General features: G+C 74.3%; 11 protein-coding genes. 2 read left to right on the plus strand and 9 right to left on the minus strand.

What is annotated here, in order from left to right; translation table 11 throughout:
- Window positions 1-32: 32 nt before the first annotated feature.
- Window positions 33-6,935 (minus strand): SDR family oxidoreductase, encoded by a 6,903-nt coding sequence (locus ACFPIH_RS28390; protein WP_381178030.1) that lies wholly within the window; start codon window positions 6,933-6,935, stop codon window positions 33-35.
- Between the two features lie 540 nt (window positions 6,936-7,475).
- Between ACFPIH_RS28390 and ACFPIH_RS28395 the strand changes: the two genes are divergently transcribed.
- A complete protein-coding gene (locus ACFPIH_RS28395) occupies window positions 7,476-8,153 on the plus strand; it encodes a hypothetical protein (protein ID WP_381178033.1) in 678 nt (225 codons plus the stop codon).
- Window positions 8,147-9,397, plus strand: coding sequence for an amidohydrolase family protein (locus ACFPIH_RS28400; RefSeq protein WP_381178036.1), 1,251 nt, complete (start codon window positions 8,147-8,149; stop codon window positions 9,395-9,397). The genes ACFPIH_RS28395 and ACFPIH_RS28400 overlap by 7 nt, the downstream gene beginning before the upstream one ends.
- Here ACFPIH_RS28400 and ACFPIH_RS28405 read toward each other — a convergent pair.
- From ACFPIH_RS28405 to ACFPIH_RS28440, 8 genes are read right to left on the minus strand one after another with little or no spacing between them, the layout of a single operon-like run.
- Window positions 9,385-10,152, minus strand: a complete 768-nt coding sequence (locus ACFPIH_RS28405; RefSeq protein WP_381178039.1) for an SDR family NAD(P)-dependent oxidoreductase — start codon at window positions 10,150-10,152, stop codon at window positions 9,385-9,387. The two genes, ACFPIH_RS28400 and ACFPIH_RS28405, sit on opposite strands and share 13 nt — an antisense overlap.
- Window positions 10,153-10,157: 5 nt before the next feature.
- Entirely contained in the window at window positions 10,158-11,306 is a 1,149-nt protein-coding gene (locus ACFPIH_RS28410) for an acyl-CoA dehydrogenase family protein (RefSeq protein ID WP_381178042.1), read from the minus strand.
- Window positions 11,307-11,317: 11 nt separating this feature from the next.
- On the minus strand, window positions 11,318-12,451 hold the full coding sequence (locus ACFPIH_RS28415; RefSeq protein ID WP_381178045.1) for a thiolase family protein: 1,134 nt from the start codon (window positions 12,449-12,451) through the stop codon (window positions 11,318-11,320).
- Window positions 12,451-13,248, minus strand: a complete 798-nt coding sequence (locus tag ACFPIH_RS28420; RefSeq protein WP_381178048.1) for an enoyl-CoA hydratase/isomerase family protein — start codon at window positions 13,246-13,248, stop codon at window positions 12,451-12,453. Before ACFPIH_RS28420 ends, ACFPIH_RS28415 begins: the two co-directional genes overlap by 1 nt.
- Window positions 13,245-14,438 (minus strand): CaiB/BaiF CoA transferase family protein, encoded by a 1,194-nt coding sequence (locus ACFPIH_RS28425; protein WP_381178051.1) that lies wholly within the window; start codon window positions 14,436-14,438, stop codon window positions 13,245-13,247. The genes ACFPIH_RS28420 and ACFPIH_RS28425 overlap by 4 nt, the downstream gene beginning before the upstream one ends.
- Before the next feature lies 1 nt (window position 14,439).
- Entirely contained in the window at window positions 14,440-16,017 is a 1,578-nt protein-coding gene (locus ACFPIH_RS28430; protein ID WP_381178054.1) for a FadD3 family acyl-CoA ligase, read from the minus strand.
- Entirely contained in the window at window positions 16,017-17,171 is a 1,155-nt protein-coding gene (locus tag ACFPIH_RS28435) for an acyl-CoA dehydrogenase family protein (RefSeq protein WP_381178057.1), read from the minus strand. The genes ACFPIH_RS28430 and ACFPIH_RS28435 overlap by 1 nt, the downstream gene beginning before the upstream one ends.
- A complete protein-coding gene (locus ACFPIH_RS28440) occupies window positions 17,168-18,223 on the minus strand; it encodes an acyl-CoA dehydrogenase family protein (RefSeq protein WP_381178060.1) in 1,056 nt (351 codons plus the stop codon). Before ACFPIH_RS28440 ends, ACFPIH_RS28435 begins: the two co-directional genes overlap by 4 nt.
- Window position 18,224: the final 1 nt, after the last annotated feature.

The following is an 18,224-nucleotide window of genomic DNA, read 5'->3' on the forward strand; positions in this document are numbered from 1 at the left end:
GACCGGCACTTGACGGTGTGTCACCGGAGCCGTCACCAGCCCGAGGCGGTGTGGACGACAGCCGTGTCCGAGTGCTCGCCCCACGCCAGCTCGCGCAGCAGGGCGGCGGTGCCCTCCTCCGGGTCGATCAGCCGGATGCCGCGCCGCGCGTACTCGCGGGCCAGCTCCGCGCCGACCATCCCGCCGTGCCCGGGCGCGGGCGCCCACGGACCCCAGTGCACCGTGAGCGCGCGCCCGCCGGTGCGGGCGGCGAAGGCCGCGCCGAGGGTCTCCAGGGCGTCGTTGGCGGCGGCGTAGTCCACCTGGCCACGGTTGCCGAGGACGGCGGAGATGCTGCCGAACAGCACGGTGAACCCGGGCGCGGACGGCAGTTCCTCCAGCGCCGTGAGCAGGGCGTCCGCGCCGGTCGCCTTGGTGCCGTAGACCCGCTGGAAGGACTCGGCGGTCTTCTCGGCGATCAGCCGGTCCTCGATCACCCCGGCCGCGTGCACCACACCGTCGAGCCGGCCGTGCTCGGCGTGGATCTCCTTCACCGCCTGCACCACCGCCTCCGGCTCCCGGAAGTCGACCGAGCGGTAGCGCACCCAGCTGCCCAGCGCGGTGAGTTCGGTGAGCGTCGCGGTGATCTCCCGCTGGGCCAGCAGGAGTTCGGCGGCCTTGTTGATCTCGGCAGGCTTCAGCCCGCCCCGCGCGGCGAGTACGGCGCGCAGCTCGGCCGGGGTGCGTGCGGCGGCGGTGTCGGCGTCCTCGGGTCCGTCCGGCGCGGGCGTACGGCCGAGCAGTTCGAGACGGCAGCGGGCGGCGCCGGCGAGGGCGGCGGCGAACTGCGCGGTGATGCCCCGGGCCCCGCCCGTCAGCACCACCACGGAGTCCCGGTCCAGGCCGAGCGCGGTCGCCTCGGCGACCCCGTCCCCGGCCGGTCCGGCGCCCGTGCTGCCGAGCGAGCCCAGCGGCTCCTCCACCAGTTCCAGACCCTGCCGTCCGGCCGCGTCGCGCAGCACGACCGGGGTACGGTCGGCGGCCACGGCCTCCTCGACCACCGCGTCCGCGACCGCGACCGCCGAGGTGTCGGCCAGGTCGACGACCCGGGCGAGCGTCTCCGGATACTCCCGCGCCACGGTCCTGAACAGCCCGCGCAGCCCCGCCGACCGGGCGTCCGGCACCTCGCCGTCGGCCTGCCGCACGGCCAGCAGCCGGCGGGGGCCGTGCGCGAGGGCGGCCTTCAGCACGGGGAACGCGTCGGGCAGCACCGGCGCGTCGTCGGCTTCGTCGCCCGCGAGCGCCCCGAGGTAGAGCACGCCGTCCAGCGGCCCGTCCGACTCCGACAACACGTGGTCCCGGCCGTGTACGACGACCTCGGCGCCGTGGGCGACCAGGCGGGCGGCGGCCTCCGGGCCGTCGCCGAGGACGGCCCAGCGGGTACCGGAGAGCACGGCGGCCGGGTCGCGCGTCTCGGCTCCGGCTTCGGCTTCGGCTTCGAGGAGGACCGGCCGTAGGACGAGCCGCTTGGGCGGCGCTCCGGTCACTTCCTCCGCCGGTTGGGAGATCTCCGTAGCCGGGGCGACCGGGGCGACCGGGGCGACCGGGGCTACGGCTTCGGCCGGGCCGTCCAGCCTGGCCTTGAGCCAGTCGGTCACCGCTGCGGCCGTACGCGCCTTCGCCAGTTCCTCCAGCTCGGAGTCGTCCATCGAGGTGAGGTCGGCACCCGCCCCGGCGCCGAGCCGCCTCGCCAGCTCCCCGGCGATCTCGGCCCGCTTGATGGAGTCGATGCTGAGGTCGGCCTCCAGGTCCAGATCGGGCTCGATCATGTCGACGGGGTAGCCGGTGCGTTCGCTGATGATCTCCAGGACGACCTGCTGGACGTCCGTGGCACCGGCGGGAGCGGGCTCCGGCGCCGGTACCTGTGCGGCCAACACCTGTGCCGCCGCCACTTGCGGCTCCGCCACGGGGAGTTGGGGCACCTCGGGTACGACCTGGGCCTGCTGCACCAGTACCGGCGCGGCGATCTGCGCGCCGGGCGTGGTGCCGAAGTAGGTGAGCAGCACGTCCCGTTGGGCGGCGATCATCTCCCGGCTGGTGCGCAGGAATTCGGAGATCAGCGCGTCCCGGTCGGACGGGACGCCGTGCGGGGAGTTCGTCGTCACAGTCGTCCCAGTCCTCTCGAGGGGGTCCACGACTCGTCGGGCAGGTGCCAGGGCACCGGGCAGGAGGGCGCCCGCGGCGGTGCGGACGAGATGTCCGTCCACCGTCCAGCCGGGCCGCTTCGGTACAGGGGTGCGGACGGCGTCGACCGCGTCCCGGCCGCGCAGCAGCCAGCCGCCGCGCACCGGCAGCCCCGTGACGGCGAGCCGGGCCAGCGCGTCCAGCCAGCCGGGCAGCCCGCCGCCGGGCCGGGGCTCGCAGGCGACCGTGCGGTGCGGACGGTCGCCGAGGATCTGCCCGACCAGGCGCGTCAGCACCGATCCGGGCCCGGCCTCGACGAACACCCGCGCGCCCGCCTCGTACATCGTCTCGATCTGTGCCACGAAGGCGACGGGCGCGCCGATCTGGGCGGCGAGTTCGGCGCGCACGGCGTCCGGCTCGGCGGTGTAGGGGGTGGCGGTGCGGTTGGACCAGACGGGGAACTCGGGCGCGTGCACCGGGCGGGCCGCGAGCGCCTCGCCGAACCGGTCCCCGGCGCCCGCGACCAGCGGGCTGTGGAAGGCGCAGGCGACCGGGATCCGCTTGGCCCCGAGCCCCGCCTCGCGCAGCAGCCGCACGGCCTCGCCGACCGCCTCAGTCGGTCCTGAAATCACCGTCTGCTTCGGCGAGTTCTGGTTGGCGACCACCACGGAGTCCGGTGCGCCCGCCGCCCGCAGGGCCTGCGTGACCTCGTCGGCGCCGGCCGAGACGGCGGCCATGGTTCCGGGTTCGTCCCCGGCCGAGCCGGCCGCGTCGAGGATCGCCGCCGCCCGCTCGGCGCTCAGTTCCAGCAGCGTCTGCGGATCCAGGGCGCCGGCCGCGCAGAGGGCGACCAGTTCGCCGTAGCTGTGCCCGGCCGCCATGTCGGGTCGCACCCCGGCCGCGGTGAGCACGGCGTGCGCGGCGAGCCCGGCGATGCCGAGGGCGGGCTGCGCGACGCGGGTGTCGGTCAGCGCCGCCTGCTGCCGGTCGCGTACGGCGTCGTCGAACGCGGCCGGAGGGTACAGCGTGTCGGCGTGGGCGCGCCCCAGCTCCAGATGGGCGCGCAGCTCGGGGAAGGTTACGAAGAGTTCGGCGAGCATGCCGGTGCGCTGGCTGCCCTGGCCGGGGAAGAGGAAGGCGACCTGGCCGTCCTGCGGGTCGTACGTGTGCAGTCCGTGCCCGGGGTCGGACTCGCCGCGCAGCGCCCGCCGCAGCTTGTCCGCGAGATCCTCCGGATCTGTCGCCACGACCGCGATCCGCACCGGGTCGGTGCTCGCGTCGGACCGCCGGGCGGCGCTCAGCGCCAGGTCCCGCAGCCGCCACGGCCGGCCCTCGGCCTCCGCCGCCTTCAGCAGTTCCTCCGCCGCCCGGCGGGCCGAGCCCTCGTCCCGGCCCCGGAACAGGAACAGTTCGGCCGGCCAGGCGTCCAGGGCCGCCACGGGCGGTACGCCGTCGGCGTAGGCGCCCAGCACCACATGGAAGTTGGTGCCGCCGAACCCGAACGCGCTGACCCCGGCGACCCGTTCCGCGGCGGGCGTCGCCCAGGGCCGGGCCTCGGCGTGGAAGGCGAACGGGCTGGCCTGCGCGTCCCAGGCGGAGTTGGGCTGCTCGACGTGCAGCGTCGGCGGCCGGACCCCGGTGTACAGCGCCAGCAGTGTCTTGATCATCCCGGCCAGTCCGGCCGCGCACTTGGTGTGCCCGATCTGCGACTTCACCGAACCGAGCACACACTCGCCGGACTTCGCCCCTCCCTCCGTGAACACATCGCTGAGGATGCGCAGTTCGGTGCGGTCGCCGACCACGGTCCCGGTGCCGTGCGCCTCGACCAGGCCGACGTCGGCCGGGGAGACGCCCGCGTTGCGGTAGGCCCGCTCGAGGGCCGAGCGCTGGCCCTCGGGCCGGGGCGCGGTCAGGCCCAGGGAGCGGCCGTCGCTGGAGGAGCCGAGGCCCTTGATCACACCGTAGATCCGGTCGCCGTCCCGCTCGGCGTCCGCTAGCCGCTTCAGCACCAGACAGGCCACGCCCTCGCCGAGCGCGATGCCGTCCGCCGAACCGTCGAAGGCCCGGGAGCGGCCGGTGGGGGACAGGGCGTGCACGGAGGAGAACAGGACGTAGTCGTTGATGCCGTTGTGCAGGTCGGCGCCCCCGCACAGCACCACGTCGCTGGTACCGGCGAGGAGTTCCTTGCAGGCCACGTCGACCGCGGCGAGCGAGGACGCGCAGGCCGCGTCCACGGTGTAGTTGGCGCCGCCGAGGTCGAGCCGGTTGGCGATCCGCCCGGAGATCACGTTGGCGAGCATGCCGGGGAAGGAGTCCTCGGTGAGCTGCGGCAGCTGGTCGGCCAGTCCCGCCGGGACCTGCCCGTAGTACGAGGGCAGCACCGCCCGCAGCGTCGCGGCGTTCGACAGGTCGCTGCCCGCCTCCGCGCCGAACACCACCGAGGTGCGCGAACGGTCGAACTGCCGTCCCCCGGCGCCGTATCCGGCGTCGTCCAGGGCGCGCCGCGCCGCCTCCAGGGACAGCAGCTGGACCGGCTCGATGCTGCCGAGCGACGTGGGCGGGATGCCGTAGCTCAGCGGGTCGAACGGGATGCGGGGCAGGAAGCCGCCCCACTTCGACGCGGTCGACTCGCCGTGGTGGACCGCCGGGTCCCAGCGGTCGGCCGGGACCTCACGGACCGCGTCCACGCCGCCGACGACGTTCGCCCAGAACGTGGGCAGGTCGGGGGCGTCCGGGAACATGCACGCCATACCGACGACGGCCACGTCGAGAGGCTGCGGAGCCGTCGGCTCGGGCACCTCGCGCACCGGCCCCAACTCGGCCGCCCGCGACCGGAGACGCTCGGCCGCGCCCGTCGTCACCGACGTGTGCAGCGCGGTGAGGGTCGTGGTGGCGGAACGCAGCACGGCCACCTCCCCGGCCATGAACATCCCCTCGCTGTACTGCCGTTGCTCGTCCACCGGGGTCAGGGCGCCGGCCTCGTCCCGGGTCACGCCCTTGCTCGCGATGCGCAGCCGGCCGACGTTGAGACGCTCCAGCTCCTCCCAGATCCGCCGGTCCGGCACACCCTCCGCGCGCAGCCGAGCCTCCTGCTCGCGGTACCCGGCGGCGAACGGGCTGGGCACACAGCGCGTGGCATGGCCCGGCGCCGACTCCAGCAGCGCGGTGGACTCGGCGGCCAGCACCTGCTGTTGGAACAGCGGCCGGATCGCGCCGTGCGTCACGGCCTCCTCGGTGAACAGGTACGCGGTGCCCATCAGCACCCCGACGGCCGCCCCGCGCGCGGTCAGCGGCGCGGCCAGCGCGGCGACCATCGCCGCCGAACGCTCGTCGTGCACCCCGCCGGCGAAGAACACCTCGACCTCCTGGGCCGTGGCGTCGTCCAGGAAGTCTTCCAGCACGGCGAGTTGGGCCTCCCACAGCGGGAAGCTGCCGCGCGGTCCGACATGGCCGCCGCACTCGGAGCCCTCGAACACGAACCGGCGCGCCCCCGCCTGGAGGAACTGCCGCAGCAACCCCGGCGACGGCACGTGCAGAAAGGTCCGGATGCCGTCGCGCTCCAACGCCTGTGCCTGGGACGGCCGTCCGCCCGCGATGATCGCGTGCGTCGGCCGCAGCTCCCGTACGGCGTCCAGCTGGGCGGCACGCACGTCCTCCGGCGCGAAACCGAGCACACCCACGCCCCAGGGCCGGTCGCCCACCGCGTCCCGGGTCTGCGCGAGCATCTCCCGTGTCCTGGCGCCGTCGGCCAGCGCCAGCGCCAGGAACGGCAGCGCCCCGTCCGCGGCGACCGCGGCGGCGAACGCGGCCTCGTCGCTGACCCGGGTCATCGGCCCCTGCGCCACGGGCAGCCGGGTACCCAGCGCCCGGCTCATCGGGGACTCCGGCCGCAGTGCCGCCGCGGCCGTCTCCTCGTGTACGGCGGCCTCGACCGCCTCGCGCAGCGCCCGCACCGTACGCCGTACGTCGCCCCAGCGGTCGGCGAATCGGGCGGCGAGGAAACCGTCCTGGCCCACCGGCAGCAGCTGGGCGCGGGGGTCCTGCGCGCCCAGCCGGGCCGCCACCGCGTCCGGTGCCGCCCCGGGCGGAACCTGCGGGGCATCGGGACCGCGCCGCAGCAGGACGCGGTGACCGGCCAGGACCACGGTTTCCGAGCCGTCCATCGAGCGCAGCGCGGCGGCCGCGGGCTCGGGCAGCGCGGACTCGGCGAGCAGCGCGAGCTGGCTGTCCAGGACCACCCCGGCCGCCCCGCCCGCCACCGCGGCGGCGGCCGTGTGCGGGCCGATACCGCCGCACGCCCACACCGGCAGTGCGAGATCGGGTTCGGCGAGGAGCCGCTGGAGCAGCACGAACGTGCTCAGCTCGCCGATCAGCCCGCCGCACTCGGCGCCCCGCGCCACCAGCCCGTCCGCCCCGGCGCGCACCGCCTCCCGCGCGCCCGCCAGGTCGGTTACCTCCGCCAACACCCGGAAACTCGCCGTGAGTTCGTTCACCGGCCAGGGCGCGTCGGCGGCGAGCACCACCGTGTGCGGGCCGTCCGGCCCCAGGTCGCCGGGGGCGATCCGGCAGCCCGGGCCCACCCGGACGCCGAATCCGCCGGGTGCCGCGCGGCGCATCCGGTGCAGCGCCTCCCGTGCTCTTCGGTCACCGGCACCCAAATCGAGTACACCGAGGCCGCCGGCCCGGGCGACCGCCAGGGCGAGCGCGGCATCGGGCTCGCCGAACGGGGTGACGCCGATGATCATGTCCTCGGAACGCACAGCAGACGTCATGATTCTCCGAATCAAGGGTGAGACTGCACGGTGGGGGGTTCGGGACAGCAACGACTGCGTGCCGGATTCCGCCGGGCACAGGTCAACCGCGGAACGCCAGCTGGAAACGCTTGCTGGAAACGGGTTGAAAGGTAGTGGTGTGATTACTCGCCGGTCAACATACGAATGGTCGGCCGGTAACCGGACGAAGGAATTCGGTCAGTCGCGAGGGAGGGCCATGGCGTAGGAAAACGGATGAATTCCTTTCGGGCACCAGTCCGTTCACTCCGCACTCACACCGAGGAAACATCGCCGACGGTAAGAAATGGGTTCCTTTGGACCGCTTGTCCGAATCGACATGCACATTTCCCGTCCAGTGTCTACGGTTGGGAAAACTCTGTGTATCGGTCGTGCGGTGACGGGAAGGGGCCGTCCCGCCGCCGGGCGGGGTCTTGACGTGTGACGACCCGCCACCAAAACTGGCGTGACCACGGAGTCGGGCCGGTCCTCGGGAGGTCGTCGGCCGGCCTGGCTGCGCGGTCCCCCAGGAGGGGGGTTCACATGCCGAAGAACGCGGCTCTCGACGAGCGGGGCGCGCGGGGCGTGACCCTGCACCTCGGGCCGCTCGACGACTTCACCGGCGTCCCTGTCGCTCTGCCCGCGACGTCCTTCCTGGGGGCGCGCCCGGCCGGATCCCGCCGCCTCCCGGGCCGCAGCTGCCGGCTCCCCGCCACGTCCGACGGCGCCCGCCTCGGACACCCCGGCTCCTCCCGTCCGCCGCACGACGGCCACGAGAACCGGCTTCTCGACGTCACCGTGCCCGCCTTCGCCGGTGCCGACACCGTCATCGCGGCCCTGCGCCGGCTCGCCGTCCACGCCGCCCGGCGCCTCCGGGGCCGGGTGAGCGACACCGGGTACGGCCGCGACGGCGGCCCGGTGTTCCCGGGCCACTCCCTCACCGACGCCCACTCCCTGACCGCCGGAGACGGGGAACCACCTCGCCACGGCGGCCCTGGCCCGCTCCCGGGATCGAACGGGACGGGCGGGCCGGGAGTGCCGGGAGTGCCGAGGCGACGTGTGGGTGTGTGCCCGGTCGTGGCGGCGCGGTGCGTGGGTGTGGGGTCGGGGGTGCCGAGGCGACACGTGGGTGTGAGGCCGGCGCGGTGCGTGGGTGTGGCGTGTCGATGTCCCGCCCGGCGGCCCGGGGGTGCCGAGGGCTCCAGGGGGCGGTCGTGCTGATCCGGGGCGTCGAGGTTGCCGGGCGGCGTGGCCCGGTCGACGTGCGGATCGCCGAGGGCGTGATCGTGGAGATCGGGCCGGGACTGGGCGGGCCGGACGGGGTGGACGGGCGGGGCGGGGCGCTGCTGCCGGGCCTGCACGACCATCACATCCACCTCACGGCCCTGGCCGCGCAGGCCGCCTCGGTGCGGGTCGGCCCCGCCGACGTGCACGGCCGCGCCGGTCTCGCCAAGGCGCTGCGGGCCGGGCAGCCGGGGGAGTGGGTACGGGCCGTCGGCTACCACGAGAGCGTCGCCGGGGAGCTGGACCGCGCGGTGCTGGACGCCCTCGTGCCCGACCGGCCGGTGCGGATCCAGCACCGCAGCGGCGCGATGTGGTTCCTCAACAGCGCCGCGCTGCGGGCCGCCGGTCTCGACGGGGACGGGCGTCTCTGGCGGGCGGACGAGCGCCTGGGCCATCTGGTCCCGGCCGTCGCGATCGACCTGCCGGCGGTGGGACGGCGGGCGGCCCGGCGCGGTGTCACCGGTTTCACCAACGCCGACCCGCACCCCCGGGCCGGACTCGCGCAGACGCTGGCCGTGCTGCCGCAGCGGCTCCTCGTCATGTCCGTCGACCCGCCGGTGAAGCTGACGCTCGACGACCCGACACTCCCCACTCCCGGCGAACTCGCCGCCACCATCGCGGAGTTGCGGCCCCGGCCGGTCGCCGTCCACTGCGTCACCCGGGTGCAGTTGCTGGTGACCCTGCTCGCCCTGGACGAGGTCGGCCCGGCCGACGGCGACCGCATCGAGCACGCGGCCGTCGTCCCGGTGGAGACGGTCGACTGGATACGACGGCTCGGTGTGACGGTGGTGACCCAGCCGCACTTCCCGGTGGAACGCGCGCAGGCCTACGCCACCGACGTCCACCCCGACGACCGCCCGCACCTCTACCGCTGCCGCAGCCTGGCCGACGCGGGCGTCCCGCTGGCCGCCGGCACGGACGCGCCGTACGGCACCGACGACCCGTGGGCGGTGATGCGGGCGGCCGTCGACCGCGCCGACGGGGAGGCCGTACCGCCCGAGGACGCCCTGCGTCTCTTCCTCGGCGCCCCCGAACACCCCGCCCGACCAAGGCAGTTGGCGGTCGGCTCGGCCGCCGACCTGTGTCTGCTCCAGGTACCCCTGCGGGAGGCGCTCGACGTGCTCTCGGCGGACCTCGTGCGGGCCGCGTTCGTCGCCGGGGAGCCGGTTCACACGCTGTAGCCGCCGTCCACCCCCAGCGCCTGCCCGGTGATGAACCCGGCCCGGTCCGAGGCGAGGAAGGACACGGCCTCCGCGATGTCGGCCGCCTTCCCGAAGCGGCGCAGCGGGATGTTGCGCCGGGTGACGGCCAGCGCCGCGTCGTCCAGCTCGCCCGACTCGATCAGCCGGCCCGCGATGCCGTCGGTGAGCATGCCGGGCGCGACACAGTTCACCCGGACCCCGTACCGTCCCTCCTCGGCGGCCAGCGCGCGGGCGACCGCCTCGACGGCGCCCTTGGCACCCGAGGACAGCCCGTCGCGCACCGGGAACCGGCGGGTCGCCACGGTGGTCACGGCGACGACGCTGCCCCGGCTCGCCCGCAGCAGCGGCAGCGCGGGGTGGACGAGGTTGAAGAACGCCACGGCGTCCGCCTCCAGTTGGGCGCGGTACTCGCCCGGCGACACCCGGCTCAGATGCCGCATCGGCACATGCGGACCGGCCGCGTACACCAGCGTGTGGATCCCGCCGTACGCCTCGGCCGTCCCGGTCACCGCCCTGGCCGTCGCCTCCTCGTCGGTGAGGTCGACCGCCGGCGCCGCGACCGCCTTCACCTCCTCCGCCAGCTTCCGCGCCGCCTCCCGGCCGGCCCGGTAGGTGAACACCACCGCGCTGCCGCGCGCGGCCAGGGTCCGTACGACGGCCGCGCCGATACCGCCGGTGCCGCCCGCGACGAACGCGACCCCCGGCCGGTCGGAGAAGTCCTCGAAGTCCTCCATGTGCCTCACAGTCCCAGCGACTTGGCGATGATGACCTTCATGACCTCGCTCGTCCCGGCGTAGATACGGGTGATGCGGGCGTCCGCGTACAGCCGGGCGATCGGGTACTCCAGCATGTAGCCGTATCCGCCGAAGAGTTGAAGACACCGGTCGACGGCCCGGGCCTGGACCTCGGTGCAGAACAGCTTGACCCGCGCCGCGTCGGCCCCCGTCAGGCGACCGTCGACGAGTTCGCGCACGGCCCGGTCCAGCATGGTCTGTGCCGCCTCCAACTCGGCCGATACAGCGGCCAGTTCGAACTTGGTGTTCTGGAAGGACGCGACCGTCCGGCCGAACGCCTTGCGCTCCCTGACATAGGCGATCGTGGTGTCGAGCGCGGCGCGGGCCTGTGCCACCGAGCCGACCGCGACCGTCATCCGCTCCTGCGGGAGGTTGTGACCGAGGTAGGAGAAGGCGGCACCCTCCTCGCCGAGCCGGTTGGCCACCGGTACCCGTACGCCGTCGAAGGCCAGCTCGACCGTGTCCTGCACCTTGATGCCCAGCTTGTCCAGCACCCGCCCGCGGGTGAACCCGGGCATACCGTCCTCGACCACGAGCAGCGTCAGCCCGGCCCGCCGGTCCCCGGGGTCGGACGACGTACGCGCCACCACGATCACCAGGTCGGCCAGCAGCCCGCCGGTGATGAACGTCTTCGCCCCGTTCAGCACGTACGTGTCCCCGTCGCGCACGGCGGTCGTACGGATCCCGGCGAGGTCGGAGCCGGTACCGGGCTCGGTCATCGCGACGGCGGTGAGCAGCGTGCCCGAGGCCAGCCCGGGGAACCACCGCCGCCGCTGCGCGTCGTCCGCGTAGGCGAGGAAGTAGGGCAGGACGACGTCGAGTTGGGTGCGTACCGTGCCGAGGGTGACCAGGGCGCGGTACGCCTCCTCCTGGAGCACCACGTTGTACCGGTAGTCGGGCAGGCCCGCGCCGCCGTACTCCTCGGGTAACGCCGTCCCCAACAGGCCGAGGGAGCCGAGCTGTTCGAAGAACGAGCGGGGCACCCGGCCCGCCTTCTCCCAGTCGGCGTAGTGCGGCACCACTTCCTTCGCCACGACGTCCCGGACCAGGTCCCGGAACGCCTCGTGGTCGGCGGTGAACAGATCCCGGCGCACAACCCGCCCTTTCAGTCGGCCAGTTCGACGAGGGTGGCGTTCGCGGTGCCGCCGCCCTCGCACATGGTCTGCAGCCCGTAGCGGATGCCGTGGGCCCGCATGTGGTGGATCATCCGGGTCATCAGGACGGCGCCGGACGCGCCCAGCGGATGGCCGAGCGCGATGGCCCCGCCCAGCGGGTTGAGCCGCCCCGGATCGGCACCGGTCTCGGCGAGCCAGGCCAGCGGCACGGGCGCGAAGGCCTCGTTCACCTCGAACACCCCGACCTCGGACAGCGCCACGCCCGCCTTGCGCAGCACCTTCTCGGTCGCCGGGATCGGACCGGTGAGCATCAGCACCGGGTCGGAGCCCGCCACCGCGCCCGCCCGGTACCGCACGAGCGGCTTCCAGCCCGACTCCCGCGCCTTCTCGGGGGTGGTGACGAGCAGGGCGGCGGCCCCGTCGGAGATCTGCGAGGCGTTCCCCGCGTGGATCACGCCGTCCTCCTGGAAGGAGGGCCTGAGCCCGGCGAGGCTCTCGACGCCGCTGCCCCGCCGGATCCCCTCGTCGGCCACGACACCCGCCACCGGCACGGTCTCCGCCGCGAACGCGCCCGCGTCCTGCGCGGCGGCCGCGCGCTCGTGCGAGAGCGCCGCGAACTCGTCGAGCCGGGTCCGGGTGAACCCCCACTTCCGCGCGATGAGTTCGGCGGACACCCCCTGGTTGAAGGAGAAGTCCTGGTAGCGGGCCAGGACTTGGGGCCCGTACGGTATTCCGCTCGCCCGCGCCGAGCCCAGCGGCACCCGGCTCATCACCTCCACCCCGCCCGCCACGACGAGTTCGTGCTGCCCGGACAGCACCGACTGGACGGCGAACTCCAGCGCCTGCTGACTCGACCCGCAGGCCCGGTTGACCGTCGTCCCCGGCACGCTCTCCGGCCAGCCCGCCGCCAGCACCGCGTACCGGCCGATGTTGCCCGACTGGTCGCCCACCTGGGAGACGCACCCCCAGATCACGTCGTCGACGGCGGCGGGGCCGAGTCCGGTCCGGTCCACCAGCGCGGTGAGCACGGCGGCGGACAGATCGGCGGCGTGCACCTCCGCCAGACCCCCGCCCCGTTTCCCGACGGGCGTCCGCACCGCCGCCACGATCACCGCTTCCCGCATCACGCGTCCTCCGCCCGTCCCGGTACCGCCCAGTCGCCGGTGAACCGCGCGACGCGCTTCTCCGCGAACGCGGCATACGCCTCCGGGGCGTCGGCGGAGGCGAAGTTGACCGACTGCGCCCGCGCCTCGTTCGCCAGGGCCTCCCGCAGGGTGCGGTCGGCGCCCTCGTGCAGCAGCGCCTTGGTCTGGGCGAGCGCGACCGGCGGCCCGGCCGTCAGCCGGGCGGTGACGTCGTCCACGAAGGCGTCCACCTTGTCGCCGTCCACCACCCAGGTGACCAGACCGAGCGCCCGGGCCTCGGCCGCGTCGATCGTCTCCGCCAACAGGGCCAGCCGCTTGGCCTGTTGGAGCCCGACCAGTCTCGGCAGCAGCCAGGACCCGCCCAGGTCCAGGGACAGCCCGCGCCGCGCGAAGATCTGCGAGAACGTCGACTCCGGGGTCGCGACGACCAGATCGCAGCCCAGCGCCAGATTCCAGCCCGCGCCCACCGCCACCCCGGTCACCTTGGCGACCGTCGGCACCGGCAGCTCGTGCAGCAGCAGCGCCAGATCGGTCAACGTCCGCATCCGGTAGAGGGGATGGGCCGCGCTCACCCCGTGGGAGACATCGCCGCCCGAGCAGAACGCCCGGCCCGCCCCCGTCAGCACCAGCGCCCGCACGCTCCGGTCGCCGCCCGCCTCGGCGAGGGCCGCCCGCAGCGCCTCCCAGAGTTCCGCGTCGAGCGCGTTCCTGCGGTGCGGGCGGTTGAGGGTGAGGGTGCGCACACCGTCCCTGTCGCTCGTCAGCAGCACGGTCACCGCACGGCCCCCCGCTCCCGCAGCGCGGCGATCTCGCCCTCGCTCAGCCCGAGTTCGGCGAGCACGGCGTCCGTGTGCTGGCCGAGCGCGGGAATCGCGCCCATCGGCGGGTCGTAGCCGGAGATCACCGCGGGCGGCAGCAGCGCGGAAACGGGTCCGTTCGGCGTGTCGATCTCCCGCCACCGGTCGCGTGCGGCCAGATGCGGATGGGCGACGACCTCGCTCGGCGTGTTGTAGCGGGCGTTGCCGATCCCGGCGGCGTCCGCGCGGTCCTGGACGTACGCCAGGTCGTGCCGGGCGCACCAGGCGGCGATCTCCGTGTCCAGCACGGCCCGGTGCCCGACCCGCCCTGCGTTCGAACGGAACCGGTCGTCGTCGGCGAGGTCGGGTCGGCCCAGCAGATCACGGGCCAGCCGGTCCCACTCGCGGTCGTTCGTCGTACCGAGCACCACGGTCTGCCCGTCGGCCGTCCCGTACGCCCCGTACGGCGCGACCGCCGGCGAACTCATGCCGAGCGGCTGCTGGTCGATCCCCGCATACCGGGTGTACGTCAGGGGGTACCCCATCATCTCGGTCATCGTGTCGAACAGGCTCACCGCCACCGACGCGGCCGGCTGCCCCCGCCCCGTGGCGTACAGCAGCGCCACCACGGACAGCGCGGCGTACAGACCGCTAGACACATCGGCCACCGGCGGCCCGGGCTTGGCCGGCTGCCCGGGCCGGCCCGTCACCGCGCACACCCCCGACTCCGCCTGCACCAGCAGGTCGTAGGCGCGCTTGTGGGAGAGCGGGCCCCCGGGGCCGTACCCGTCGATCTCGACCGGGATGAGACCGGGGTGACGGACCTCCAGGTCGGCGGGGGCGATACCCAGCTTGGCGGTGGCACCCGGGGTGAGGTTGGAGACGAGCACGTCGGCGCGGTCGAGGAGCCGGTGCAGCACCGCGAGCCCGGCCTCGGACTTCAGGTCCAGGGCCACCGACTCCTTGCCGCGGCCGAGCCAGACGAAGTGCGCCCCGAGACCGTGCACGACGTCGTCGTAGTGCCGGGCGAAGTCACCGCCGTCCGGGTTCTCCACCTTGATGACCCGGGCGCCGAAGTCGCCGAGGGTGCGGGTGCAGAAGGGCGCCGACACGGCCTGTTCCAGCGCCACGACCGTGATCCCGGCGAGAGGCCCGCTCGCTGTCGCCATGTCAGGCTCCGAATTCCGCGCGCAACTCGTGCTTGAGCACCTTCTGGCTCGCGTTGCGCGGGAGTCGCCCGACGAACCGCACATGGCGCGGCACCTTGAAGTTGGCCATGTGCTCCCGGGCCCAGGCCACCACGTCCGCCTCGGTGAGCCGCGCCTTTGGCCGCGGGACGACGAACGCGCAGCCCACCTCGCCCAGCCGCTCGTCCGGCACACCGACCACCGCGACCTGCGCGACGCCCTCGTGGCAGAGCAGCAGCTTCTCGATCTCGGCCGGGTAGGCGTTGAACCCGCCGACGATGAACATCTCCTTCTTGCGGTCGACGATCGCCAGGTTGCCCGCCGCGTCGACCTGCCCGACGTCCCCCGTGCGCAGCCACCCGTCGGGGCCGACCGCCTCGGCGGTCGCCTCAGGGTCGTCCCAGTAGCCGCGCGTGACGTTGTATCCGCGTACGAGGATTTCCCCGACGCCCCGCCCGTCGTCGGCGGCGATCCTGACCTCCACGCCGGGGATGGGGCGGCCGGTGGTGCGGGCGACCGTCTCCTCGGTGTCGCCGATGCGCGTCGTCGTGACCAGGGCCGTCGACTCGGTCAGCCCGTACGCGCTGAGCACGATGTCGAAGGACAGCTCCTTCTTCATCGCCCGGATCAGGGACTCCGGGACCGTCGTGCCGCCGGTCATGGAGACCCGCAGGGAGGAGAGGTCGCGCGCGGGCCGGCCGGGGTGGTGGAGCAGGTCGTGGAAGATCGTGGGCGGGCCGAGGAGGATGCTCACCCGCTCCCGCTCGATGATCTCCAGCGCCCGCCCGGCGTCGAAGACCGCCATGGGCACGACGGTCACACCGTGCAGGAAGGACGCCAGCCAGCCCGCCTTGTAGCCGAAGCAGTGGAAGAACGGCGGGACGACCAGGAAGGTGTCCGAGGCGCGGAAGGTGTACTCCTCGGACATCCAGCCGTACGCGCGCAGCGACTGGCCGTGGGTGAGGATCACGCCCTTGGGATGGCCGGTCGTGCCGGAGGTGAACATCACGTCGGAGACGTCGTCCGGGGTGATCCTGTCGATCGCCGTCTGGGCGACGGACTCGTCCAACTCCGCGCCCGCGTCCAGGAACTCCGCCCAGGACAGCCCGGCCGAACCGCGTGGGCCCAGCAGGGAGACCGTGGTGCCGAGCGCGGGCAGAGAGGGGTCGGCCGCCCGCAGGTCGGCCAGGTGGTCGGTGCCGAGGAAGGACGCGGCGGCGAAGAGCGCCCGCGCCCCGGACCTGCGCAGGATGTAGGCGATCTCCCCCGCCTTGAAACGGGTGTTGAGCGGGACGACCACCCCTCCGGCGCCCTGGATGCCGACGGCGGCGACGATCCACTCCGTGGAGTTCGGAGCGCACAGGCCGACCCGGTCGCCCGGCCGGATGCCCAGCGCGACCGCCGACCGCACCGCCCGGAGCATCAGCTCCCGCAAGTCCCGGAAGCTCAGCCGCAGTTCGCCGTCGATGAGCGCCGGTGCGTCGCCGAACCGCTCGGCGGCCCGCCGGATGACGTTCGGGATGCTCAGGAACTCCAGGTCATGACGCACGGGTTGGTCCATCAGTCGGCTCCGTCGGTCAGGCGCAGCACGCGCTTGGCGATGATGTTCCGCTGGATCTGCGACGTGCCGCCGTACACGGAGGCGGCCCTGGAGTACAGGAACTCGGCGAAGACCTCCCCGCCCGGCCCGTGCAGTTCGTCCGGGAACACCTGCAACGCCGTTCGGTACAGGCGCTGTTCGGCCCGGGTCATCAGCAGCTTGTCGATCGACGTCTCGGGCCCGGCGGCCTGTCCGGCGCGCCGCTCCGCGATACGCCGGCGGGCGTGCGCGAGAAGCACCTCGTAGTCGACGAAACACCGCCCGATCTCCGACCGCAGCCCGTCGGGAAGCTCCCCGCCCCGTTCCCGGGCGGTCCGCCGCAGCCGCTCCACGAGCAGCCCGTACTTCGACAGATGGCCGGTGTCCAGCGCGTTGCGTTCGTACGACACCGTCGTCATCGCCAGCGCCCAGCCGTCCCCCTCGGCCCCGATCCGCTCCGAGTCCGCGAGCCGTACGCCGTCCAGGAACAGCTCGCAGAACTCGTCGTCGCCGTTGGCCGCCCGCAGCGGGCGCACGGTCACCCCGGGCCGGTCGAGGGGGAGCACGAACGCGGTGAGGGAGGAGTGCGGGGGAGCGGCGCGGTCGGTGCGGGCCAGCAGCAGGCAGTAGCCGGAGTACTGGGCGTAGCTCGTCCAGAGTTTCTGCCCGCGCACGCTGTAGTGGCCGTCGTCGAGGCGTTCGGCGTACGTCGACATCCCCGCGAGGTCGGAACCGGCGCCCGGTTCGCTGAAGCCCTGGCACCACACGTCGTCCCCGGCGAGCATGCGCGGCAGCAGCCGGCGCCGCTGTTCCTCGGAGGCGAACTCCAGCAGGGCGTGGGCGAGATACCCGATCCGGGGCACACCGGGCGCGCCGCGCGCCCCCAACTCGTCGCTGACGGCGACCTGGTGAAGCGCCGTCAGGCCGCGTCCGCCGTACTCCTCGGGGACGTCGAGGCCGACCCAGCCGCCGGAGTGCAGCAGCCGGTGCCAGCGGTGCAGGAAGAGGGGGAGCGGCTCGTCCGGGAGGCGCTCGGGGAGGGGGTGCCCGGCCAGCCAGGCGCGGAAGCCGGCACGCAGCCGCTCCAGGTCGGCCGGGTCGCCGAACTCCAGGGGGAGGTCCGCGGGAGTGGTCATGCAGCCGCCTCCCCTTCCGCCAGCGCGGGCAGCAGGTCGGCGGTCGTCGCGAGGACGTTCGCCCCCAGCAGGACCCGGCGCAGATACAGATGGGCCACGTGCTCCCAGGTCTGCGCGATCCCGCCGAACACCTGCATTCCGGTGTACACCGCCTCCACGGCCGAGGAGTTGACCTCCGCCTTGGCGACCCGCGCGGCGGTGAGCGCCCGGTCGGCCGGCTCGTGGTCCAGGCACCAGGCGGCGTACCGGACTGCGCTCGTCCCCGCCTCCACCAGGACGGTCGCGTCGGCCAGCAGATGCCGTACCGCCTGGAAGGACCCGATCGGCCGCCCGTACTGGCGGCGCTCGCGGGCGTAGTCCACGCTCAGGGCGGTGAACGCGCGTGCCGCGCCGACGAGTTCGCTCGACACGATGACCAGCGCGTACGCCTGCCAGCGCCGCAGCCCGTCCGGGGTGAGCCTGCCGACGACCGGGCCGGGGTGCGCGGTGCGTACCCCGCGCAGCAGGTCGGCGGTCGGGGCGGGGGCGCCCAACCCGGCCCGGGTCACGGTTCCTTCGGCGTCCACGCACAGGGCGCCGTCCGCGCCCGAGGAGTCCCAGGCGACCAGTTCCGAGGGGGCCACGCCGGGGAAGCGGAGGTCGGGGGCCAGGGCGACCGTGGGGGTTCCGCCGGGGTCGGCGGGGGATCCGCCCGCCGACGCGCCGGGCGCGCCGCGGGCGCTGGTCGGGTGGCCGCGGCGGGCCCTGGGCGCGGACGCGGTCGCCTCCGCCGCGGCACCGGTGAGACGGATCAACTCGGGGGCGAGCAGGACCGTACCGAGCAGGGACGTGGTCAGCGGGTGGGCGCCGTGCTCCTCGGCGAGCAGCGCGCACTCCTGGACGGTGGCCGCGGGCGGTGCCGTACGGCGCAGGCCGCCGAGGCCGAGCGCGTCGAGCGCGTCCTGGGCGGCCGTGCGGCCGGCGGGCTTCGCCTCGTCGGCGGAGCCGACCCGGTAGCGGGCCGCGAACGACCGCAGCAGATCGCGGACCAGCAGGAACTCCTCGGACTCCACG

The organism is Streptomyces vulcanius (assembly GCF_042653945.1).
Classification (GTDB): domain Bacteria; phylum Actinomycetota; class Actinomycetes; order Streptomycetales; family Streptomycetaceae; genus Streptomyces; species Streptomyces mangrovi.